Origin of the sequence: Mycolicibacter heraklionensis, assembly GCF_019645815.1 — a bacterium.
Classification (GTDB): domain Bacteria; phylum Actinomycetota; class Actinomycetes; order Mycobacteriales; family Mycobacteriaceae; genus Mycobacterium; species Mycobacterium heraklionense.
The window spans coordinates 2,631,808-2,656,182 of sequence record NZ_CP080997.1; the positions used below are offsets into that span (position 1 = coordinate 2,631,808).

9 protein-coding genes are annotated in these 24,375 nt (G+C 68.6%); 1 reads left to right on the top strand and 8 read right to left on the bottom strand.

Annotation, left to right across the window (positions count from 1 at the left end; all coding sequences use genetic code 11):
- Positions 1 to 30: 30 nt before the first annotated feature.
- The 3 genes from K3U94_RS12415 to K3U94_RS12425 are packed head-to-tail and all read right to left on the bottom strand — an operon-like array spanning position 31 to position 1,949.
- Complete coding sequence (locus tag K3U94_RS12415; RefSeq protein WP_230987608.1) at positions 31 to 684, bottom strand: nitroreductase family protein; 654 nt, start codon at positions 682 to 684, stop codon at positions 31 to 33.
- A 58-nt stretch (positions 685 to 742) separates the two neighbouring features.
- Complete coding sequence (locus K3U94_RS12420; RefSeq protein ID WP_047317956.1) at positions 743 to 1,246, bottom strand: DUF2505 domain-containing protein; 504 nt, start codon at positions 1,244 to 1,246, stop codon at positions 743 to 745.
- A 22-nt stretch (positions 1,247 to 1,268) separates the two neighbouring features.
- On the bottom strand, positions 1,269 to 1,949 hold the full coding sequence (locus K3U94_RS12425; protein ID WP_434084870.1) for a flavodoxin family protein: 681 nt from the start codon (positions 1,947 to 1,949) through the stop codon (positions 1,269 to 1,271).
- A gap of 235 nt (positions 1,950 to 2,184) precedes the next feature.
- On the opposite strand from K3U94_RS12425, the gene K3U94_RS12430 reads away from it, so the two are divergent.
- Positions 2,185 to 3,015: a class I SAM-dependent methyltransferase gene (locus K3U94_RS12430; protein ID WP_047317957.1), complete on the top strand. Its 831-nt coding sequence runs from the start codon at positions 2,185 to 2,187 to the stop codon at positions 3,013 to 3,015.
- Here the strand turns inward: K3U94_RS12430 and K3U94_RS12435 are convergent.
- Genes K3U94_RS12435 through K3U94_RS12455 form a run of 5 tightly spaced genes read right to left on the bottom strand, consistent with a single transcriptional unit; the run spans position 3,008 to position 24,358 of the window.
- Positions 3,008 to 4,264: a phthiocerol/phthiodiolone dimycocerosyl transferase family protein gene (locus K3U94_RS12435; RefSeq protein ID WP_220693917.1), complete on the bottom strand. Its 1,257-nt coding sequence runs from the start codon at positions 4,262 to 4,264 to the stop codon at positions 3,008 to 3,010. The two genes, K3U94_RS12430 and K3U94_RS12435, sit on opposite strands and share 8 nt — an antisense overlap.
- Positions 4,265 to 4,291: 27 nt before the next feature.
- Positions 4,292 to 8,698 carry a type I polyketide synthase gene (locus tag K3U94_RS12440; protein WP_267878322.1) on the bottom strand — a complete coding sequence of 1,469 codons (4,407 nt, stop codon included), beginning with the start codon at positions 8,696 to 8,698 and terminating at the stop codon, positions 4,292 to 4,294.
- Positions 8,695 to 14,127: a type I polyketide synthase gene (locus K3U94_RS12445; RefSeq protein ID WP_220693918.1), complete on the bottom strand. Its 5,433-nt coding sequence runs from the start codon at positions 14,125 to 14,127 to the stop codon at positions 8,695 to 8,697. The genes K3U94_RS12440 and K3U94_RS12445 overlap by 4 nt, the downstream gene beginning before the upstream one ends.
- Entirely contained in the window at positions 14,127 to 19,580 is a 5,454-nt protein-coding gene (locus K3U94_RS12450; RefSeq protein WP_220693919.1) for a type I polyketide synthase, read from the bottom strand. Before K3U94_RS12450 ends, K3U94_RS12445 begins: the two co-directional genes overlap by 1 nt.
- Positions 19,577 to 24,358, bottom strand: coding sequence for a type I polyketide synthase (locus tag K3U94_RS12455; protein ID WP_220693920.1), 4,782 nt, complete (start codon positions 24,356 to 24,358; stop codon positions 19,577 to 19,579). The genes K3U94_RS12450 and K3U94_RS12455 overlap by 4 nt, the downstream gene beginning before the upstream one ends.
- Positions 24,359 to 24,375: the final 17 nt, after the last annotated feature.

The window sequence follows — 24,375 nt, forward strand, 5'->3', positions numbered from 1 at the left end:
CTTGCGCAAAGGCTGATCAAAAGCTCGCATTCAGCTATCTCGCCACGCGAGATCGCCATAGCCGTTGAGATGAGCGACCTCGCCGACCGGCTTGCGGGTGGTCGGGCCGTAGCGACCACGGGGCCAACCGAGCGGCACGATGCAACAGGGCGTGACCGCGTGCGGCAGTCGCAGGATGCGCCGCACCGCACGCTGATTCCACAGCGGAAGGGTGATCAGAGACGCTCCCAAGCCCATGGCACGGGCAGCGAGAAGCAGGTTCTGCACGCTTGGGTAGATCGATCCCCAGTAGGCGGATTCCGCGATGTGCGGCATGCGCACCACCGGCAGTCGGCCCTCCCGGGCACCCAGCCGCAGGCAGGCCACCACCAACACCGGCAGTTCGGCGAAATGGTCAATCTGCCACTCCATTGCCCGCGCAATACCGGCGATCGATTCATCGGTCTTGATTTTTCGCCGCAATACCACGTCGCGCTGAATTTTCCACGCCTGCCGATAACGTTTCGCCAATTCTTCCTTGACGCGGCGATCCTTCACGACGATGAATTCCCAGTTCTGTCCGTCATTTCCGGTGGGGGCGCGCAGCGCCAGCTCGATGCACTTGAGCACCACCGCGTCATCGACCGGATCGGAGTACACCCTGCGTATCGCGCGCTGGGTCATCATGGCCTCCGCCAGCGGCATGTCCAGCCGGGCCAACGCCTCGGCAGTTGTCGGCACGTGAGTGTAAGTGAACTCGGATTCAGGCATTTTCACCCAGCCAGGTCGTGGTGAAGCGTTGGATCTCCGGAATACCTTGCGCGAATTCACGGGCAAGGAAGGTCTCAATTGGACCACCCACTAATGGCACTTTGAACCGGATGGTGCCAGTCAGCGCCAGCCTCGAGCCGGTGCCGTCGCGCTCGAGTACCGCGGCTCCGGTGCCCGACCCTGGGGCGCCGGTCACCGCGACGGCGATCTCGCCATCGACCCGGCCGTCGCCGGCCGGCGTCCACACCTCGGTGGTGACGATGTTGAGGTCACCCCGATACACCTTGGCCAACATGCCGGGTAACGCGCCGTGGCGCAGGTCCTCGGTCACCACCACCTGAACCCGGCCGGCCGTGTCGACGTCGAGGGAATCGAGGGTCTTGCTTCCGCCAAAGGCCTCAAGCCGGGCCAGCCAATAGGAGCGGTCCCCGAAGGCACCGTGTACCTGCTCGACGGATGCAGGTGAGGCGAATGTCACCTCAAAGGAACGGGGCATGACTGCTGGCCTCTCATTTGCCTCATTTGCCGAACAACCGGCTCACCAGGCCCGCGGCGAACTTGCGGACCTTGTCGAGCTGCTCGGGCTGGACGTTGGTGGGCGGCAGGCGCAGCCCCAGGTAGCGCTCCCGGTAGCGGCCGCTGCCCAGGTAGCTGGTCAACGCAAGCATCGAGCGCAGCGGGTCGCCGGGATAGGTGAGGTGAATCTCGTCCTGATAGCGACCGCCGCATTCCTCGCCCAGCCGGCACACCTCGGCATAGTTCTCCTGCCAGAACTCGCGGCATACGGTGAACACCACGAACGGCTTGCCGTCCAGCAGCTTGCGTGCCTCATCCGATTTCAGGAACGACCTGATCGGCATGGCGGGCGCTTTCCACCAGGTCGGCGAGCCGATGCAGATCAAGTCGTACTCACCGTCGCGCACCGCGTCGGGAGTGCGGATCTCCCCCGTCTCGCCCCGCTGCTGCGCCTTGAGCACGCTGAGCATGTCCGGCCACACCCGGCGCAGCGGGAACTGCGCGAAACGCTGGGAGTAGTGCGGGTCGGTGAATTCGATGCCTGCTTTGACCACCTCGCAGCCCCGCTGTGCGAACACCTCGCCGGCGGCCTCGAGGACCTTGAGGGACTGCCCGGAGAAGCTGTAGTACAACAACAGGATCCGCGGCGCTCGCCCGCTGCGCTCGCTGGACTCAACAGCCATCTGTGCCTCCTGATTCATACGGCGGTCCCAGCTTCGGCTCTCCTCCGTCGAGCCTCGCTGAACCGCCGGGTTCATGCGGCGGTCCCAGCTTCGGCTCTCCTCCGTCGAGCCTCGCTGAACCGCCGGGTTCATGCGGCGGTCCCAGCTTCGGCTCTCCTCCGTCGAGCCTCGCTGAACCGCCGGGTCCGACCGTGCGGTGCATCGACTGCCCGTCAAGCGTATTAGGCTCGCCGACGTGGCAGACAAGATCCCCGTCGACCTGCACGGCGCCGCGGCAACCATGCTGACGACGCTCTACCTCAAGGCACTCGACGCCGATTTCGACTCCCCCGTGCTGGGTGATCGGTACGCCAGAGAGGCGGTCGAGCGCATCGACTTCGACTGGGATGCCCTTAAGGCTCCCGGCCGCTGGGCTCCCCTGGTGACGGTGCGAACCGCCCAGTACGACATCTGGGCGCGCCAGTTCCTGGCCAGCCACCCGGATGCGACCGTCATTCACCTCGGCTGCGGTATGGACGCCCGGGTCTTCCGGATCGATCCAGGGCCCGAGGTGGCCTGGTACGACGTCGACCAGCCACCGGTGATCGCGCTGCGCAAGCAGGTTTACCCCGACCGCCCGGGTTACCACCTGGTGGCGACGTCGGCGACCGACCCGTCGTGGCTCGACGATATTCCCACCGATCGCCCGGTCCTGCTGCTGGCCGAGGGCATCAGCATGTACCTGTCCGAGGCCGACGGTGTGGCACTGCTGCAGAGCATCGTCGACCGGTTCCCGGCCGGCGAACTGCAGATCGACTTCTACAACTGGTTCGGGATCAAGACCCAGAAGACCCATCGGTTGCAGCGACAGTCCGGCGCCACCCTGCACTGGGCCGTCAACGATCCCAGCGACATTCTGGACAAGGTCACCGGCATTCGGCTGCTGGCGGCGGCGAATTTCTTCGATGCGGAGACCTTCAGTCGGGTCCCGGCCGGGTTCCGGCGTTCCAGCCGCCTGGCTCGGGCGGTGCGGCCGCTGCGCGGAATGCTGCAGTACCACCGCTACGCCTTCGGCCCGGTCAGCTGACGCCGGCGGCGTGCTGATCGGCGATATCGCACAGCAGCGCGCGAATCGCCTCCACCGAGCGCTCCGGCGCCGGCCCGTGGGAGTGGTATTCGATGTTGAGCTGCCCGGAGAAGATCTGGGTGAAGTAGATGTCGATACCGGCGCTCACCGCGAAATAGAGCTCGCCGTGTGTCGTGGTCACCTCTACCCCCGGTGGTGTCCGCACCGGGGGAACCAGACCGTTGTTGCTCAGTACGACGACGTCGGGCAGGCCCGGCGGGTTTCCGACGTACTGCGGGCTGAAGTGCAACCGGGACTGTTGGATCACGCCTTCGTCGAGGTCCTTCTGGAAGTTCGTGGCGATGTCGCGAGCCATCTCGACCAGGTCGGTCTTGGCGTCGACCTCGGCGAGGTAGGTGGCCAGCCCGATCGGGTTGGTGCATCCGGTGGCCGAAACCGGCGGTGACAGAAAGTATCTCAAGTCGACGGTGTAGACGTAGGGCACCGGGATACTCAGCTTGCCGCGCAGCTGCCATTCGGCGATCAAAACCGCGGCCGACAGCACCGCGTGCAGGCTGAGGTCGTGGGCCCGGCCGAACGCGACCACGTTGTCGGTCTGGGTTTCGGTCAGCCGGCACGACGCCATCGGCACCAGCACCGGCGACGACGGCGTCTCCTGTCCGACGGCCCGCCGGGTGGGCGGTAGGTCGTAGGCGAACAGCGCCGGCATGAACCGCTCGATCCCGGAGCGCTGCTGCTTCTCGATCCCCCGATCGGCCAGCACCGCCTCGATGGACAGCGGAGCGGGTTCGACGTTGATCGCACCGATCCGGCCGGTGGTGACCAGGTCGGTGTAGAAGGACAGCATCTCTTCGATCAGCGCATACATGTGGTGGCCGTCGGCGACGGCGTGGTGCACGTACAGCGTCGGCTGGGCCTGCCCGTCGCGGATGATCACCCGCATCGCCACCAGCGACTCCGTCTGGTCGAAGTGCGGGGCGGGTGGCTGCGCGTCGGGTCCGTCGAGTTCGATGACCTCGATGCCGTCGGGCATCAGGTCGTCGGTGACGAACTGGTGGCGCCCGTCGGGCAGGCGCTCCAGGCGCCCGGTGAGGATCGGATGCGCCTCCAGCAGCGCCTCGTAGGCCTCCGAGAGCAGATCGATGTCGACCGGACCGGTGACGTGTGCGGCGAGGCCCACGAAATTGTGGGTTTCGGCCAGCATCTCCTCACTGATCGCCAGCTTCCGAATGACCGACGTGGCAAACACTTTCGGTTCTCTCCTAAATCAGAAGGCCTAAGACAGCTCGACCAAGGTCATTTCGTCTTCGCCTTGCGAGGCCATGTCCTCTTCGGCGAGCGCCGCGCGGACCAGGTCCATCACCGCCGCGGAGAACCCGTCGGCGATCGCGCGCACCACGGACTCCTCGACCCGGCGGCTGTCGTACCACCAATCGAGGTACAGCACACCGCCGGTGCGATAGGCCCGCAGTTCCAGCGCGTGCCCCAGCCCCGGTATCGCCTCGCGCACCGGCATCGCGGTGTCGGGGTCGAACTGCACGGGAGCGTCGCCGAGCGAGGGCGGCTCGGGAATCGCTCCGACGTAGGCGAAGTGAATATCGGCAGGGGCAACCGCGCCGAACAGTCGCGCGGTCGGTGCGTACAGGTAGCGGAGCAGGCCGTAGCCGATCCCGTAATGCGGTACGCCGTCCAATGTTTCGTGGATCGAGTCCAGCAGCTGCCGCGCGGTTGCCTGGCCCTCGGCGGAGCAGGCCAGCGCGACCGGGTAGAGCGTGGTGAACCAGCCCACGGTGCGGCGCAGGTCCACCTCGGGCTTGAGCACCGAACGACCCGCTCCCCCCATGTCGACGGCAATGGTGCCCTCGCCGACTGCCGATGCCACCGCCCGGCTCAGCCCGGCCAGCAGGATCTCGTTGATCGGCAGCCGCAGCCGCCGACGCGCATCGTCGATCTCGCTGGTGTCGGAGGCGGGCAGCGTCGTGGTGAGTTTGGACAGGTCGGCCGCAGCCGGTGGCTCGGCGACATCGGCGGCCAACCGCAGGGTCGCCGACTTCGTTGCCTTCAACCAGAATTCGCGACTTTCCAGCACCGCCGGGTGGGTGGCCAGTCCGGCGCAACGCTGCGACCACTCGGCCCATCCGACCCCGACCGGCTGCAGCTCGATGTCGTTGCCGCCGAGCTTCTGGCCGAACGCGGTGAAGATGTCGGTGACCAGGATGTCGCGGGAGGCCTCGTCGCCGACGGTTGCGTGCAGGCTCAGCGCCAGGTAACACACGTCACCCGAGGCGCCACGGACGTAGAGTGCGGTGAGCGGCGGGCTGGACAGGTCCTGGTCGCGGATGTGCTCGGCCAGCAGCGTACGCACCGCGTCGTGTTCGGCGGTCAGCCCCTCGGGCAGTGAGTGGGTGCTGATCTCCCCGAACTCGCCGGGCTCGACTATCCGCTGCTCCCAGGTACCGGCCCGCTCGGTGATCCGCAGCCGCAGCGCGTCGTGGTGGTTGACCACCGCGGTCAGCACGGCTGCGACGTCGTCGACCGAGACGTCGGGCCGCAACCGCAGGATCAACGGGATACGCCAGCGACCGTGTTCGCGAACACCGTTTTCCAGGAAGTAGGTGATGTTCGGCGGCACGGGCGGGTGCTCCACCTCGCCGAGCGACTGGCGGCCCAGCCCACCGGCGGCGTAGCGGGCGGTCAGTGCCTTGGCCAGCGCCGCCACCGTCGGGTTGTCGTAGAGGTCCTGCGGGGTCAGGTCCAGCCCCTCGTGGGAGGCGGCCATGGCGACGCTGATCGCCACCAGCGAGTCGCCGCCGACGTCGAAGAAGTTGGCGGTGCGATCGACCGAGCCGACACCCAGGCAGACCGCCCAGATGCGTTGCAGCGTCTCTTCCATGGAAGACCCGGCCGAGCCGCCACCCGCAGCACCGTTGCTCTGCGCGCCCGTGGCGGCACCGCCTCCGGCGCCCGACACCCAGGTGGCGCCGGCGTTGTGCTCGAGCCAATGCCGTTGGCGCTCAAACGGATAGCCGGGAACCATGACGCGCTTGGGCTGATACTCACCGTGTAGCGGAGACCAGTCCACCTCGACACCGGCAGCCCAGAGCTGGCCGAGCGCCAGCAGGAACGTGTCGCGGTCGTCGCGGTTCTGGGCGTGGTGACGCATCAAACGGACCGCCCGATGCCCACCCGCGAACTTCGGGTTGCGGGCCGCCGACGCGGTCAGCGTGGCTCCTGGGCCGACCTCGACCAAGACGCGGTGCGGGTCGTTCAGCACGGTGTCGATCTCGTCGGCGAACCGGACAGTGGCCCGCACGCTGCGCGCCCACGTCGCCGGGTTGGTCGCCTCGCTGGGCGCCAACCAGGTGCCGGTCAAGTTCGACAGCAGCGGGATCTGCGGTTCGTTCAGGGTCTGGCGGGACAGGAATGCGGTGAACTCCGAGATCATCGAGTCCATCAGGCGCGAGTGGAATGCGTGCGAGGTCCGCACCCGACGCGCGTTGATCCCGGCCTGCTTGAGCGCCTCGGAGAACTCGCGGATGTCGGCTTCGCTCCCGGCGACCACGCAGCCGTCCGGGTCGTTGACCGCGGCGAGGTCCACGTCACCGGTCAGGTAAGCACCGACGGCGTCGGCGCTGATCGGAACCGCCACCATCACGCCGCGCGGCGCGGCGTGCATCAGCCGGGCCCGCATCGCCACCACCTTGATCGCGGTGTCGAGGTCGAAGACCCCGGCGACGGTAGCCGCGGCGTACTCGCCGATGCTGTGGCCGACCACCGCGGCCGGACGCACCCCGTAACTCTCGGCAAGCTTCGCCAGCGCGTATTCCACGGTGAACAGCGCCGGCTGGGTGCGGTCGGTGCGCTCCAGGTCACGCGAGGAGCCGTCGAAGATCAACGCCCGCAGGTCGTAGCCCAGCTCGGCGTCGAAGCCGGCGACGCAGCGGTCGAAGTACTCGGCGAACACCGGCTCGCTGTCGTAGAGCCCCCGCGCCATTCCGATGTGCTGGGCGCCCTGTCCCGGAAACAGGAACACCACCCGGTCAGTGGCGTCGGCGCCCACCTCTTTGAGGTCCACGCCCTCGCCGATGAAGACGTTCTCGCTCTCCTCGGCACCCAGTACCGCCGCCGCGTCGGCGCGATCGGCGACGACTGCGGCCAGCCGCAGGTTGTGCGGGTGGCGGTTGGCCAGCGTGTACGCCACATCCGGCAGGTTGGGCGCCTCGGCCTCGTCACCGCCAGAAAGCTCAGCGGCCAACTCCTTGCGCCCCTGCGCCAGTGCCTCGGCGGTACGCGCCGACAGCAGCAGCACCTCGGGGCCGGGCTTGGGTGCCGCCGGCACCGCCGTCTCTTCTTCGGGCCACTCTTCGACGATGACGTGCGCGTTGGTGCCGCCCACACCGAACGAGCTGACCCCGGCGCGCCGGATTCCGTCCCACTCCCACGGCCCGTACTCGCCGCGGATCCGGAACGGCCCGTCCTCGAGATGCAGTTCGGGATTCGGGCTGGTGTAGTGCAGCGTGCCGGGAATCGCCCGATGCTTCAGGCACAGGATGGTCTTGATCAGGCTGGCGATACCGGCTGCCGACTCCAGGTGCCCGATGTTGGACTTGACCGAGCCCACGTAGCAGGGGCCGGACCGCTGTTCCTCGGAGACCGCGAAAGCCTGTCGCAGGCCCTCGATTTCGATCGGGTCACCCAGCGGGGTGGCGGTGCCGTGCGACTCGATGTAGCTGATGGTGGACGCGTCGACCTCGGCGACCGCGTGCGCTTCGGCGATCACGTCGGCCTGGCCGGCTGCGGTGGGCGCGGCGTAGGTCATCTTGGTGCCGCCGTCGTTGTTCAGAGCCGAACCCCGGATCACCGCGTGGATCTGGTCCCCGTCATCGACCGCCGCGTCCAGCGACTTGAGCACCACCACGCCGACACCGCTGGAGAAAATCGTGCCGTCGGCCCGCACGTCGAACGGCCGGCAGTGCCCGGTCGCCGACACCATCGAGCCCGGCTCGTGCCAGTACCCGACGTGATGCGGGACCCGCAGCGACGAGCCACCGGCCAGCGCCATGTCGCATTCGCCGTTGAGGATGCTTTGGCAGGCCAGGTGCAGCGCGACCAGCGCCGACGAGCAGGCGGTCTGCACCGACAGTGCCGGGCCGTGCAGATCGAGCTGGTGGGCCACCCGGGTGGCCAGGTAGTCCTTGTCGTTCTGCAACGAGAGGTTGACCATCTCGAAGCTGACGCCCTGACCGATGATGAGGTTCGGGTCGTAGTGCGACATCAGGTTGTGCAGCAGGTAGCCGCTGGTGGTGCTGGTCCCGTAGACGCCGACCGATCCCTCGATCTCGCCGGGCCGGTAGCCAGCGTCCTCCAGGGCGTGCCACGCGGTCTGCAGGAACAGCCGGTGCTGCGGGTCCATGGTGCGGGCGGCCAGCGGGGTGAAGCCGAAGAAGCCCGCATCGAACTCGTCGATGCCCTCCAGCAGTGCGGCCCGCCGCACATAGTTGTGGTTCGCCAGTGCCTTGTCGCTCACACCATTGGCGCGCAACTCGTCTTCGGACAGCGTGACGATGGATTCGGTGCCGTTGCGCAGGTTGTTCCAGAATCCGGACAGCGTGCGGGCGCCCGGAAAGCGGCCCGCCATGCCGACAACCGCAATCGCGTTGGGCGGCACTTCGTTGTTGGTCACGAACGATCTCCTACTTTTCGCCGTGCCGCCGCCCGCTGACGTGCCGCGGCACGCTGCTGGGCTCGGCTACGAACATCGCTGGCACCGTCGGCGCCGTCCGCCCGCTCCTCCTCAGCGAGGCCGAGTTGGCGGGCCAGATCGGCAGCCAGGTCGGTCAGTGAGGCGCCCTGCAGCAGCAGTGCCACCGGGGGCTCCGCGCCGAAGTCGCCACGAACGGTGTTACGGATGCGCACCGCCATCAGCGAGTCCATGCCCAGCTCGGTCAACGGCCGAGCGGGGTCGATGACGCTGCCCTTGGGGTAGCCCATGATCGCCATGATCCGCGAACCCAACCGTGTGACAACGGCTTTGGCGGCCTCAGCCGCGCTGAGCTGCTTCAGGCCTTCCGGACCGGGCCAGTCGTCGTCCTCGTCGTCGAGGTCGAGCTCTTCGGCCAGTGTCGCGAAGTACCCGAGTTGCTGCAGTTCCGGGAAGGCCGCGGCCACCCGGTCCAGCCGCAGCCGCGCAACGCCGATCCGGGACAGATCGCCGCCCAGAATCGCCTCGAGGGCTTCCATGCCTTCGTCGGGGTTGATCGGGTCCAGCGCACTGAACTTGAGCTCCTGGGCGACACCGACGCCGGACCATTGGCCCCAGTTGATGGTGATCGCCGGCAGCCCGGCGGCCCGCCGCCACGCCACCAGGCCGTCCAGCCAGGCGCTGGCCGCGGCGTAAGAGGCCTGGCCGGGCGCCCCCAGCAGCGACGAGGTCGAGGAGAACCCGACCCACCAGTCCAGTTCCTTACCGGCCGTCGCGACATGCAGGCGCAGTGCTGCGGCGGCCTTGGGCGCCCACACCCGGCCCAGGGTGTCCTTGTCGATACCGACCACGATCTGGTCGTCGATGACCGCAGCACCGTGGATGACACCGCGCAGCGTCAGCCCGGTCTGCTCGGCGGCGGCGACCAGGCTCTCGGCCACACCCGGTGCGGCGAGATCCCCGGACACCACCGCGATCTGGGCCCGCTGCTCGAGCTCGGCCAACACCGCGCGCTGCTCTTCGGAAGGCTGTGAACGACTGTTGAGCACGATCCGCGCGGCACCGTGGTCGATCAGCCACCGGGCGACGACCAACCCGATACCGCCCAAGCCACCGGTCAGTACGTAGGCGCCGTCGGACCGCACGGTCGGGGCGCCGGTGGGTGTCAAGTTCGCGCGCTTGAGACGTTCGGCGTAGCGGCGCTCCCCGCGCCAGGCCACCACGTCGTCGGTGCTCGCCAGCCCCAACTCGGTGATCAGCGACGCCACCGGGTCCGCCGACGCGTCCAAGTCGACCACACCGGTGTGCAGGTCGGGGTGCTCATAGGCCAGCACCCGGACCAGGCCCTTGAGTGCGCAGATCGACGGGTCGCCGAACTCATGCGGCTCCTGCGCATCCACGGTCAGGCCGTTGCGGCCCACCAGCCACAGGCGCGGCGCGGTGCCGTGCCAGCCGCCGACGATGGTGCGCACCGTCGAGGCGACCGACCAGGCCAGGTCGCGACCGCGCGCCGGGGCATCGCCATTCTCGGTGCCGTCGAAGGCGCTTCGGGCCGCCAGCACAACCACCCCGACCGGCGGCCGGTCCGGGTCGTCGGCGGTCTGCGCGAACGCCTCCCGCACCGCGGGTTCGCTGGTCAGGTCCGCGGTGATCACCCGGCGGCTGTCCGAGCCGAAGCGGGCGGCGAAATCGGCTGCCAGCGCTTCGGTTTCGGAACCGTCGGTCAGCACCAGCCAGCTGCCGTCGGCTGCGGCCGGCGGCTGCGCGGGGGCGGCGGCGTCGACCCACTCGGTGTCGAAGATCTTCTGGCTCAAGGGCAGTGGCACGGTACGGCGCTGCACCCGCTGCAGATAGATTCCGGACAGCTCGGCGGTGACCGTCCCGGTGTCGTCGGTCAGCGTGACCCGGCCCAGGATTCCGCCGTCGTCGTGGCTGGTCAGCTCGGCGTGCCCGCGGGCCCGGCGGCCCACGTCGCCGAACACCCGGATGTTCTCGACCGCCACCGGAAGGTAGGTGGCCTCTTCCATCCCGGCCGAACCCATCAACGACTCGTCGGGCAGCGCCGCGGCCAGGCACTGCAGGGCCGCGTCCAGCATCACCGGGTGGATCCGGTAGCCACGGTGCGCAGTCGCCTCGTCGGGCAGCACGATCTCGGCCTCCGAGGCGCCACCGGGCTTGCGCACGATCCGGGTCAGTGCGGCGAACGCCGGCCCGTGCTGCAGACCGGTGCGGCGCAGCGCCGTGTACAGGTCGGCAGGTGACAGCGCGGTACCGCCGCCGGTGGGGGCCGGGCGTTGCGCCGCGGCCGCGGGTTGCGCCGCCGCGGCGCGGGCCACGGCGTGCCGCGACCAGCTGCCGCCGGCTGGGCGGGAATGGATCTCGATGCGCAGTTCATCGGACCCGTCGGCGTCGTGCAGCAACCGGGTGGTGACCTCGGTCCGCTCGTCGACCCGCAGCATCTGTTCGACCTCGACCCGGTCGACAGCGACGGCGGACGGCGGCAGGCCCAATGCTTCACCGGCCGCGGCCAACGCCATCTCGGCGAAGCCCGTGGCGGGCATCACGACCTGGCCGTGCACCTTGTGGTGGGCCATCCACGCGACGAGGTCGGTGCCCACGTCGGCCTGCCAGACATGGCCGTGACCGGCCGGCAACTCGACGTGGATGCCCAGCAGTGGATGCGCATCGGCGGTGTGGCGGCTGGCGGCGGTCGGCGCCGCCCAGTACCGGACGTGCTGCCACGGCCGCGGCGGCAGGTCGGCGCGCCCGATCCCACCGTCGGGTTGCGGGGCATCGGAGGACGGCGGCGCGACGGTCGCCAGGTTGGTGTGAAAGCTCAGCGCTTCGGGCTGCTCGCGCAGCAGCGTGCCCGTCACCTGGCTGTCACCGGCAGGCCGCGCCGTTTCGAGGTTGCCGTTGATGGCGTGGCTGAGCAGCGGATGCGGGCTGACCTCGATGAAGGTGGCGTGCCCGGCGGCGGCCGCGGTCACGGCCTGGCTGAAGCGCACCGGGTTGCGCAGGTTGTGCACCCAGTAGTCCGCATCGAATGCCGGTGTGTCGCTGCCGGTTTGGCCGACGGTGCTGATCAGCGGAATCTTCGGCGCCGACGGTTTGAGGTCGGCGAGCGCGGTCCGCAGCTCGCCCAGGATCGGGTCCACCGTCGGGTGGTGCGACGCCACGTCCACCTCGACGCGCCGGGCCAGTTTGCCCTGGGCGTCGACGATCGCCACCACCGCGTCGACCTGGTCGGGCGGCCCGGCGATCACGGTCTGCTGCGGCGCTGCGTACACCGCCACCGTGATGTCGGGGTGCTCGGCGACCAGTTTCTCGGCGGCGTCGGCGTCCAGCTCCAGCAGCGCCATCGCGCCCTGGCCGCTCAATCGGGCCATCAGCTTGGACCGGGTGGCGATCACCTTGAGACCATCCGCGGGGCTCAGTGCACCGGCCACCACGGCCGCAGCCACCTCCCCCATCGAGTGCCCGATCACCGCGTCCGGCTCGACGCCGTGGGAGCGCCACAGCGCCGTCAATGCCAGCTGCATGCCCACCAGCACCGGCTGGATGCGGTCGATACCGACCACCGGTTCGCCGGATTCGAGGACCTGACGCAACGAGAACCCCACCTGCGCAACGAAATCTGACTCCAGTTCGTCGACGGCAGCGGCGAATGCCGGCTCGTCGACCAGCAGCTGGCGGCCCATGCCGGCCCACTGGGATCCCTGGCCCGAGTACAGGAAGACGGTGCCCTTGCCGCGCAACGCGGCATGCGTGCCGACCACGCCGGGTGCCGGGTATCCGCCGGCGACCGCCCGCAACCCGGCCAGCGCCTGCTCAGTGTCGCGCGCGCAGACCGTGGCGAACTTGGCGTACCGGCTGCGGTGGTGGTTGAGGGTGTGGGCGATGTCGGCCAGCGGCACAGCGGCGCCCGGACCGGCGATCCAATCGGCCAGCGTGGCAGCCCAATCCGCTACCCGCTTTTCGGTTTTGCCCGAGATCACCAGCGTGGCGACCGGCTCGGCCGGTGCTGGCGCCGGTACCGGGTCCGGCCCCTGCTCGAGCACCACGTGCGCGTTGGTTCCGCCCAGCCCGAACGATGACACCGCAGCGCGCCGTGGGCCCTCGGCCGCCGGCCAAGGTGTCATCTCGGTGGGGACGAACAGCCGCGTCGGGGACGGGTCGATCGCCGGGTTCCACTTGGAGAAGTGCAGATTCGGCGGAATCTGTCCGCGTTGCACAGACAGTGCGGCCTTGATGAAGCCGGCGATCCCGGCGGCCGCCTCCAGGTGGCCGATGTTGGTCTTGACCGCTCCCAGCGCGCACTTGTCGGCGCCGCGCCCGTAGACTTCGGCGAGCGCCTCGAACTCGATGGGATCGCCCAAAGACGTTCCGGTGCCGTGGGTTTCGATCAGGTTCACCGAGTTCGCCGCAACGTCGGCGCTGCGCAGCGCCCGGCTGATCGCGTCGATCTGGGCGATGGTGTTCGGCGCGGTCAGGCCGTTGGACTTGCCGTCCTGATTGATCGCCGAGCCGCGCACCACCGCCAGCACTCGGTCGCCGTCGCGGATGGCGTCGGTGAGCCGCTTGAGTACGACGATCCCGGCGCCCTCGCCGCGCACGAATCCGTCCGCTCCGGCGTCGAAGGTGTGGCACCTGCCGCGTGGTGACAGCATTCCCCACTTGGCCATGGCGATCTGGGTTTCCGGCCGCAGGATGAGGCTGACGCCGCCGGCCAGGGCCAAGTCGCTCTCCCGCATGCGCAGGCTCTGGCAGGCCATGTGAATGGTGACCAGCGACGACGAGCACGCCGAGTCCATCGCGACCGCGGGACCGCGCAGACCCAACAGGTAGGCGATCCGGCCGACGGCGACGGCGTGGGCGTTACCGGTGGCCGAGTAGCCGTCGATCGCGTCTGGGTTGGCTGCCGAAATCCCTTGGTATTCGGTGTAATACACACCCATCATCACCGCGGAACGGATGCCCGACAGGGTTTCCGGCGACATCCCGGCGTGTTCGAGGGCCTCCCAGGCGACCTCGAGCATCAACCGCTGTTGCGGGTCCATGGCCTCGGCTTCGCGCGGGGAGATCCCGAAGAAGTCCGCGTCGAATCCGGCGACATCGTCGATGAAGCCGCCCCACTTCGACGACATCCGGCCCGGGGCCAACGGGTCCGGGTCGTAGTACTCGTCGGCGTCCCACCGATCCGAAGGGATTTCGGTGATGGCGTCGCGCCCTGTCTCCAACAGCTCCCAGTAGGCGTCCGGGCCCGCGGCGCCACCCGGGAAGCGGCAGCCGATCCCGACGACCGCGATCGGTTCGGCGGCGGCGATCCGCGACGCCTTATCGAACTGTTCGGTCAGCGCCCCCCGTTTGTCGGCGCTCATGGCCGACATCCTGTTGAAGATCGTCGTCATCAATAAATACCGCTCTCGCTACCGGTCGAAGCCGACTCGACCTGATCGAACAACTCATCCAGCACGCCGCCGGATGAGCCGAACCCCAAATCATCGTCGTCTTGGCCCGCTGTGCTGTCCGGCTCCGCATAACGCGACGCCAGCAGTCCCACCAGGTGTGTCGTCAACGCTGAGATGCTGGGGTGATTCCACAGCATTGACGCCGACAAATCCACCCCCACCAACTGTTGTGTCTCTTTCAGAACCGTCATCGCGATCATGGAATCGAGCCCCATCTCCGGGAACGGCTGATCCACATCGACCGCTGTCGCGGATGTCCGAAGTTCGCGGGCCAGAATAGCCTGCAGCCTGACCACCAATTCCTCGTGCCGCTTGTCGGCCGGGATGGTCGACCAGTCCGGCACGCCTGCCGCCGACGCGCCGGCACCGGCTTGCTCACCGGTCGCAGCAGCACCGCCCGTCACTCCGGTTTCAGAGGCCTCAGCGACGAGGTCCTCGAAGAAGGTCAGATCACGGAACTCCGGCGAGGTGGCGACTGCACGGTCGATACGCAGGCGTCCCACCCCGACCCGGGGGCCGATCAGGCCGGCGTCGGCACCCAGCACGGCGTCCAGCGCCTCGATGCCTTCGTCGGGGCTGATCGGATCGAGGACGCTGAGCGTCATCGAGCGGCCCAGACCCACATCCGACCACTGGCCCCAGTTGATGGCGGTTGCGGGCAGGCCCGACGCGTGCCGCCACGCCATCAGCGCGTCCAACCAGGCGTTGGAGGTGGCGTATCCGAGCTGGCCGGGCAGGCCCAGCAGCGCGGCCATCGAGGAGAAGCCCACCCACCAGTCAAGCGGGGTGGCCGCGGTGGCGGCATGCAGCCGCGCGGCGCCGACGGCCTTGGCCGACCACACGCTCTCCAGGCTCTCCCGGCTCACGGCCGTCACCAGGCCGTCGCCCAGCACGCCCGCGGCATGCACCACACCACGCAGCGGCTTGCCGGTCTCCTGCGCGGCGGCCACCAGACGCTCGGCCACCCCGGGCGAACTGATGTCGCCGGCTACGAAGACCACTTCGGTGGCGGCGGCCAGTTCATCGAGGACGGCACGCTGCTGTTCGGAGGGCTCGCTGCGGCCGTTGAGGACGATTCGCCCGGCGCCACGGGCCGCCAGCCAGCGCGCTACCACGGTGCCCAGTCCGCCCAGACCCCCGGTGAGCAGGTAGGAGCCGTCGGCCCGGACCTTGGCTTGGGCAGTTTCAGCGGTCCCCGCGGTGTCCCCGGCGCCGTCGAGCGCGGCCCGGGTGAGGCGTTCCGTGTAGCGCTGCCCACCGCGCCAGGCGATCACGTCGTCGCGCAGCGGAGCGCCCAGTTCCGCCAGCAAGGCGTCGACCAGGGCCGCGGTGTCCCCCGATGCGTCCAGGTCCACCAGGGTGGCGCCCAGGTCGGGTTCGTCGGCCAGGACCCGGGCGAGTTCGCCGGGGAACCGCCAGGTGCGGACCACGCCCTTCAGCGCACCGACAGCCGGGTCGCCGGGCTCGTCGCTCCCGAAGGCCAGCCCACCGCGGCTGACCAGCCACAACCGCGGCTTGTGGTCGCCGGACGCTTCCGGCCAGCCCTCAACCGCTGCGCGGGCCGTCGACGCGGCCGTCCAGATGAGCTCACGGGCGCGAGCCAGTGCGCCGTCCGGGTCGGACCCGTCGAACCCGGCCCGGTCAAGGAAGACCACGATGCCGGCCGGCGGGTGTGCGGGATCGGCGGCGGTACGTGCAACCGCCTCGCTCAGGGCCGGTTCGTCGGCGAACCGGCCGGTCACGACCTTGCGATTCGGCCCGGCCAGGCGTGCCCCGAACTGCGCGGCGAGTTCTCCGGCAGACGGCTCGGAAAGCACCAGCCAGCTGCCGTCGACCGCCCCGGCGACATCCGGTGCCGACGACAGAGCCCATTCGGCGGCGAAGAGCTTCTGGCCCAGGGGCACCCGCAGGGAGCGGGGATCGAGCGGGCGCAGTTCGACGCCGGTGAGTTCGGCAACGACGGCGCCCGAGTCATCCGTCAGGACCACTCGGCCAACGGCCACCTTGTCCTCGTGACTGCTCACCTCGGTGTGGCAACGCACCTGGCGTCCAACAGGTGCGAACACCCGCACCGCGGCCACCGCCGCCGGCACGTAACCGCTGTGCTCTGCGTCATCGGCCGGGATGCCCGCCGCCAGCTGCCGCAGCCCGGCATCGAGCAAGGCCGGGTGTAGGCGGTACGCGGGATGGGTGGCCACGTCGTCGGGCAGGGTGAGCACACTGTCCGCGGAGTCCTCTTGGGACTCCGGGCCCACCCGATCCGCCGGCGCCGCTGCGATGTCGGCAACCGCGTGCCGGGTCCAGGCTTCGTCGCCCTGGCGGGCGTGGATCTCGACCCGGGTCTGGCCGTTGGCCCCGCTGAGCTGGGTGGTGACCTGCGTCCCGTGCTCCAGCACCAGCGGCTGTTCGATCTTCAGGTCGGTCACCGAGATCGACTCGGCCGGTCTGCCGAGGGCCTGGCTGCCTGCCGCCACGGCCATCTCGATCACTGCCGCCGCGGACGCAACAGCCTGTCCGTGCACCGGTTGGTCGGCCAGCCACGGCATGGCCTCAACACGAAGGTCGTTCTGCCACATGTGGTCGCCGCCGGTGAGCATCTCGACGTGTACGCCGAGCAGCGGATGCACGTCCGATGCCTGGCCGGCCCGTCCGGGCACGTGGAGCCAATGCAGGCTGTGTTGCCAGGGTGTGTTGGGCAGTTCGGCGAATCCGCCGGCCTTGGCGTCGCCGGTGCCGCTGTGGTGCCGGCCGAGTTCGGTGAGCTGAACATGGAAGCTCAGTGTTTCGTCGTCGCCCCGGCGCAGGGTCGAGGCCACCGTCACCGGTTCGGCGACGGCGGCTTCGGCCGTCTCGATGATCGAGTGGGTCAACAATGGGTGGGGGCTGACCTCGATGAACGTGTCGTGGTCCGCCACCGCCACGGTCACGGCCTGAATGACCAATGCGGGCTTGCGCACATTGGCAACCCAGTACTCCGCGTCCAATCGCGGCGTGGGTCCCGCGGGATCCACCGCAGTCGAAATGAACGGGATTTGTGGCATTTGGGGGGTGAGGTCGGCCAGTTCGGCGCGCAGTTCATCGAGGATCGGATCCATGAACGCGGTATGGGAGGCCACTTCCATGTTCACCCGCCGGGCAAACCGCTCACTCGCAGCCACCGCAGCGATCACCGCATCCACATCCGCCGGCGCACCCGCCACCACCGTCTGCCGCGGCGACAAATACCCCGCCACCTCAACACCGGGATACCCCGCCAACAACTCCTGCGTCGCCGCGGCATCCAACTCCAACAACGCCACCGCACCCTGACCGGCCTGGCGCGACATCAACGCCGACCGCACCCCGATCACCTGCAAACCCTGCTCCAAAGTCAGCGCCCCGGCCACCACCGCCGCAGACACCTCCCCCATCGAATGCCCAATCACCGCATCCGGAACCACCCCATAAGAACGCCACAACGCCGCCAACGCCAACTGCAACCCCATGATCACCGGCTGCACCTGCGCATCACCGGAAATCTCACGACCCTGCTCAATCACCTCACGCAGCGAAAAACCCACCTGCCGAACAAAAACCGGCTCCAACTCATCAACAGCCGCAGCAAACACCGGCTCATCGGCCAACAACCGACGACCCATCCCCACCCAATGCGAACCCTGACCCGAAAACACAAAGACCGGCCGAGATGTCGCCGGCCGCGACTTGGGCTCGACGACGCCGGGGCCAGACTCGCCGGCGGCGAGTGCGGTCAGTCCGGCCAGCGCGGCAGCGCGGTCGCGAGCGCATACGCCCGCGGTGTACTTGAAGCGGCTTCGGTTCTCCCGCAGGGTCTCTGCGATGTCGGGCAGGGCCACACCAGCGCCATCGGTCTGAAGCCACTGTGCGAGCACCCCGGCGGTGGCCGCGATGCGCGCCGGCGACTTCCCCGACACCACCAACGTGCTCACCGGCACCGCCGGAGCCGCCGCAGCAACCTCAGCATCTGGGGCCTGCTCCACGATCACATGCGCATTAGTGCCCGACACCCCAAACGAGGACACCCCCGCCCGACGCGGACGCGACACCGCCGGCCAATCCATCGCCCGAGCTGCCACCACAAAGTTCCAGGCCCCGACACCGGCGTTGGGTGTCAACTGGGAGAAGTTCAGATGCCGCGGGATGAAGCCCTGCTGCACCGACAACACCGTCTTGATGAACCCGGCAACACCCGACGCAGACTCCAGATGCCCCAAATTGGTCTTCACCGACCCCAACACCAACGGCGCCGAGGAACCCCGCTCACCAAACACCGCCGACAAGGCATCCAACTCAATCGGATCACCCAACGCCGTCCCGGTGCCATGCGCCTCGACATAGTCGATATCGGCCGGCTCCAACCGCGCCGACGCCAACGCCGCCCGCACCACCTTCTGCTGCGCCGGACCCGACGGCACCGTCTGACCCGACGACGGCCCATCCTGATTCACCGCCGAACCCCGCACCACCGCCAAAACCCGGTCACCATCACGCTGCGCATCCGAGAGCCGCTTGAGCACCACCACCCCAGCACCCTCGCCGCGCACATAACCATCAGCGGCGGCATCAAAGGTCTTGCACTGCCCATCCGGGGCCAACATCCCCCACCGCGAGGTCGCAATGCTGTTCTGCGGAGCCAACATCAAATTCACCCCGGCAGCCAACGCCTGATCCGACTCCCGACGCCGCAAACTCGCACACGCCAAATGAATCGTCACCAACGACGACGAACACGCCGTATCCACCATCATCGCCGGACCATGCACACCCAAGAAATACGACAACCGCCCCGCCGCAAAATTCGGTCCGTTGCCAAACGAGAGGTACGGGTCGGCGTCGCGCGGGTTGAGCTTCTCGGCTGCGAGGACGGCGTAGTCGTTGGTTGTCAGGCCGACGAAAATGCCGGTCTGAGTGCCCCGGATCGCCTCCTTGGTGATCCCGGCATGCTCCAACGCCTCCCAGGCCACCTCCATCAACAACCGCTGCTGAGGATCCATCGCATCAGCCTCACGCGGCGAATAGCCGAAGAACTCCGCGTCAAACTCCGCCGGCTGCCACGACGTCAAAAACCCGCCCTCACGAGAACAAATCGTCCCCGGCACCGAATGATCCGACGAAAACAACGCATCGGCATCCCAACGATCCGCCGGAACCCGAACAATCCCCGAACCCTCATCACACAACAACCGCCACAACGCGGCCGGACCATCCACCCCACCAGGCAGACGACACCCCACACCCACCACCGCGATCGGCTCAGTATCCCCCGCCTCAGCAACCGCCAACCGCGCCGTCAAATCATCAATCTTGCGCAGCGCCTCAGCAACAATCGCCCGACGATCCGGCCCCCCGACCGGCGCAGCACTCTTCTCGCTCAACTCAACCTCTCCGACAGCTGCGCGAGCAGCTCGTCATCACTCATGTCGTCATAGGCGTCGGCGCTGTCCTGCTCGGCGACCTCGACCAGCTCGGGCAGGATCGTTGCCAGGTATCCGGTCAGTGCGTCGATGGTCGGGTAGTCGAACACCACTGCGGCCGGCAGAGTTTCGCCGAGGCTGTCCGAAAGTGACCGCTGCAGGGTGACACTCATCAGTGAATCCATGCCGGATTGGAAGAATCCGGCGGTCGGATCCAGCGCGTGGCGCGACCCCAGTCCCATGGCGGCGACGACCTGATCGGTGACGTGGTCGCGCAGCAGCTCCGCACGCTGTTCGGGTTCCGTCTCGGCCAGAGCGCGGCGGAACTCGGTGCTGACCGCCGCGGGTCCATCGGCCGGTGCGCCGGCGACCAGCAGCTCATCGACGATGCGCAGCGCCGCCCGGGTGCGGTATGCGGCGGCAAGCCGCGGCCAGTCCGCCGCGACGACCGTGTGCCGCACCGCGTTGTGTGCGCCGATCACCAGCGGCAGCGCCCCGATGGCGACATCGTCGGCCATCGGCTCCAGCCCGGAGTCGACAGTCACCTGGCGTTCGACATCGGATTGGGTGTCGGTCAACGACTTCCACAATCCCCAGTTGATCGCGGTAGCCGGCAGGCCCGCCGCGCGGCGGGCGTAGGCAAAGGTGTCCAGGAAGGTGGTGGTCGCCGTGTAGTGCGCCAGCCAGCGCGACCCGGTGATGCCGGAGATCGACGAGAACAACACGAAATACCGCACCGGCTGCCGCAGCGACAGCTTGTGCAGCACCGCGACCACGTCGAGTTTCGGGCGGAACATGGTGGTGACGTCGTCGTCGGTCATGTCCCGCAGGGTCACCGGGCCACCGGCGAAGGCGGCCACGTGGATGCCTTCCAGCGGCGGCAGGTCGGCGCCGAACCGATCGAACAGCGCACCCATCGCGGTCTCGTCGGCCGCGTCGGCAGCCACTGTCACCAGTGTCGTTCCGGCCGAGGCCAACTCGGCGGCCAACTCGTCGAGCACTGAGCCCGGGCGCCGGGACACCGCGATGATGGTCTTGGCTCCACTGGCCGCCAGTTGCCGCACCAGCTGCGGCCCGATGTTGCCGGTGGCTCCGATCACCAGATGGCTACTGCCGGCGTCGAATTCAACCGGTGCAGCGCCGGTGGGACGGCCACCGAGCAGGCGTGGGACCCGGCGGACACCGGCCCGGTAGACCACCTGGTCCTCGTTGTCGGCGGCGCTGGCCTCGGCGAGCAGGTATCCGGCGACCAGTGCTGCGGGGACCGATTCGTCGACGTCGACCACCCTGCCCCAGATCTCCGGGTGCTCCAGCGCGAGGCTGCGGCCCAGCCCCCACAGCACGGCGTGCGCGGGGTTGGCCCGGTCGCCATCGCCGACAGGTTGCGCGTTGCGGGTCAGCAGGAACAGCTTCGCCGGGTTCGACGTCTGCTCCGCCATCGCGGTGGCCAGGCGCCGCGCCGCGTTGAACGCCGCGTAGGCCGGTGCAGCGCTCAGATCCGTCGCGTCCGTCGACGGCGCGAACAGCACGTGAGTGGTAGTGCCCAAGGCCGTGGCCAGTGCCGCACGGTCACCGTCGGCGGTCAGCACCGACGCGTCCAGCGCAGTCACGCCGCCGCCCAGCTTCGCGCCGATCTCGGCACTCAACTCCTGGCCGCCGATCACCAGCCAGGACTGCTCGGCGACGGTCTCGCCGGACTCTGCTTCGGCAGCCGGCCAGGTCAGCTCGCACCACCAGTCCTGTGGCACCGCACCCGGGCTGCCGGCGGAGCGTTGCGCTCCGGCACCGGCAGGGACGGCGGGGTGTCGGACGGCCGCGGTCTCGATCCAGTAATTGCTGTGCTGCCACGGGGTCGCGGGCAGGACCGGGTGCGGTTCGGGCGGGTGCGGGGTCTGCGGGGGTTGGGTGGTGTGCGTGCGGTTGAGGCTGGTGTGGAAGCTGACCGCGTCGTCGCCGTCGCGTACCAGAGTTCCGACGCTGTGGTGGTGACCGCCCAGGGCTTCCACGGTGTCAGCAATTGCGTGCGTGAGAATCGGGTGGGCGCTGACCTCCACGAATGTGGTGTACTCGCCCGCCGCCGCACTGACCGCCTGGGTCAGCAGCGCGGGCTGACGAACATTGTTCACCCAGTAGTCGGCGTCCAGCATCGGCATGCCGCCGGCCGGCATGGCGGCTTCGGTGACGGTCGAGAAGAACGGGATGGTGGCGACTTCGGGCGTCAGGCCCTCCAGTGCCGCCCGCAACTCCGGCAGGATCGGGTCCATCAACGCGGTGTGCGAGGCCACTTCCATGTTGACCCGCCGGGCGAACTTGTTCTGTCCGCTGACCGCGGCGATGACCGCATCGACGGGCGAAACCGGGCCGGCAACCACGGTCTGTTTCGGCGAGAGGTAGCCCGCCACACTGACATCCGGGTAGTCGGCCAGCAGGGCCTCGGTCGCTTCGGCGTCCAGGTTCAGCAGCGCCACCGCGCCCTGCCCGGCCTGCCGCGACATCAACTGAGAACGGGCCGCGATGACCCGGAATCCGTCGGCCGCGCTCAGTGCACCGGCGACCACCGCGGCGGTGACCTCGCCCATCGAGTGGCCGATGACCGCGTCGGGGTGTACCCCGTAGGAGCGCCAGAGCTCGGTCAGCGCCAGCTGCAGCCCCATCAGGACGGGCTGTACCTGCGCGTCACCGCTGACCGGTTCACCGGCGGAGATCACCTGCCACAGCGAGAACCCGACGTGTTCGACGAAGGCCGGTTCCAGCACCGCCAATGCCCGGGCGAACGCCGGTTCGTCGGTGAGCAGTTGACGGCCCATTCCGATCCAGTGCGAACCCTGGCCGGAGTACACGAAGACGGTGCCGGGCCCGCACGGGCCGTCGTGCGGACCGGTGACTCCGCACTCCTGACCCTCCGCCGAGGTACCGGCCGCCAGTGACCGCAAGCCGTTGACCGCAGCGCCCCGGTCGCGGGCGCACACCGTGCCGAACAGGGGCTGCCGGGCGCGGTGGTGATTGAGCGTGTGCGCGACGTCGGCCAGTTCGACACCGGCGCCGTCGCCTTCCAGCCAGTCGGCCAGGTCGCTCGCTGTCGCAGCGATCCGCTCCGGGGTCCGTCCGGAAACCACCAGGGTGGTCACTGCCGGATCTACCTCGCGCGCAGTGACTTTGGCGGGCGGCGCCTGCTCGATGACGACGTGCGCGTTGGTGCCACCAAAACCGAACGACGAGATCCCGGCTCGCCGCGGGTGATCCGACGAGGGCCACTCCTGGTGTTCGGCAACGACCTTCAAACGCATCTGCTCGAAGGTGATGTGCGGGTTCGGGGTGTTGAAATGCAGATTCTTCGGGATACGCCCGCGTTGCACGGCCAGCACCGTCTTGATGAAACCGACCATCCCCGCGGCGGCCTCGAGATGCCCGAGGTTCGACTTGGCCGCGCCGAGCAGCAGCGGCGACTGGGGGGAACGGCCCCGGCCCAGCACCGTGCCCAGCGCTTTGGCCTCGATCGGGTCGCCCAACAGGGTTCCGGTTCCGTGGGTTTCGACGTAGTCGACTTCCTGCGGGGCGACGCCGGCGTCGGCGTAGGCCGACCGCAGGACCGCCATCTGGGCAGCCGGGTTCGGCGCCAGCAGGCCGTTGGAGTGGCCGTCCTGGTTGATCGCCGATCCGCGCACCACCGCCAGCACCCGGTCGCCGTCTTGGCGGGCGTCGGACAGCCGCTTGAGCACCACGACACCGCAGCCCTCACCGCGAACGAATCCGTCGGCGTCGGCGTCGAACGCGTGGCACGCACCGGTCGTCGACAATGCCCCGCTCTGGTCGAACCCGCGGAACACCGCAGGGGACATCAGCAGATTCACGCCGCCGGCGATCGCGGTCTCGCATTCCCCGGTCCGCAGACTCCGGCACGCCAGGTGCAGCGCGACCAGCGAAGACGAGCACGCGGTGTCCACCGTCACCGACGGTCCGCGCAGGTCCAGGAAATACGACAGCCGGTTGGCGATGATGCTCAGTGCGCCACCGGCGTTGCTCCAGGCGTCCACGCTTTGCAGATCGGAGGACGCGTGGCAGCCGTACTCGGTGATGCTGGCCCCGACGTACACGCCGGTCTGCGATCGCCGCAACGATGTCGCCGGAATTCCCGCGTGCTCCAAAGCTTCCCACGCCACTTCGAGCAGGAGCCGTTGCTGCGGGTCCATCTTGACCGCTTCGCGGCTGGAGATGTCGAAGAACTCGGCGTCGAATGCGGCGATATCGCGCAGGAACGAGCCCCAGCGAGTGGTGCGGGCGATCGCACTGCTGGTCCCCGCTGACCCGTCGTCGAACGGCGCCCAGCGCTCGGCGGGCACTTCGGTCACCGCGTTGCCGCCGTCGAGCAGGAACTGCCACAGCGCTTCCGGCGAGTTGATGTCACCGGGGAAGCGGCAACCCAGACCGATCACCGCGATGGGCTCGTCGGTGCCAAACCGCCCGGGCTCGGGCGCCAACTCGTCGTCCGCGGATTCGGGCTCGATGAGGAACCGGGCCAATTCCGCGACCGAGGGGTGCTGCCAGAGTTCCACCGGTGAGACCTTGCGGCCCAGCAATTCGGACAACTCGCCGCAGAGCACCACGGCATCGCGGGAACCGACGCCCAGATCGTTGAGAGACGCGTTGAAATCGATGTCCTCGAGACTGCATCCGATGTTGGTGACCAAATAGTCAGCCAGCCAGTGGCGCAGTGCTTCTTCGTCAAATGCTGCGGTCATGCGGGGAACTCAATTCC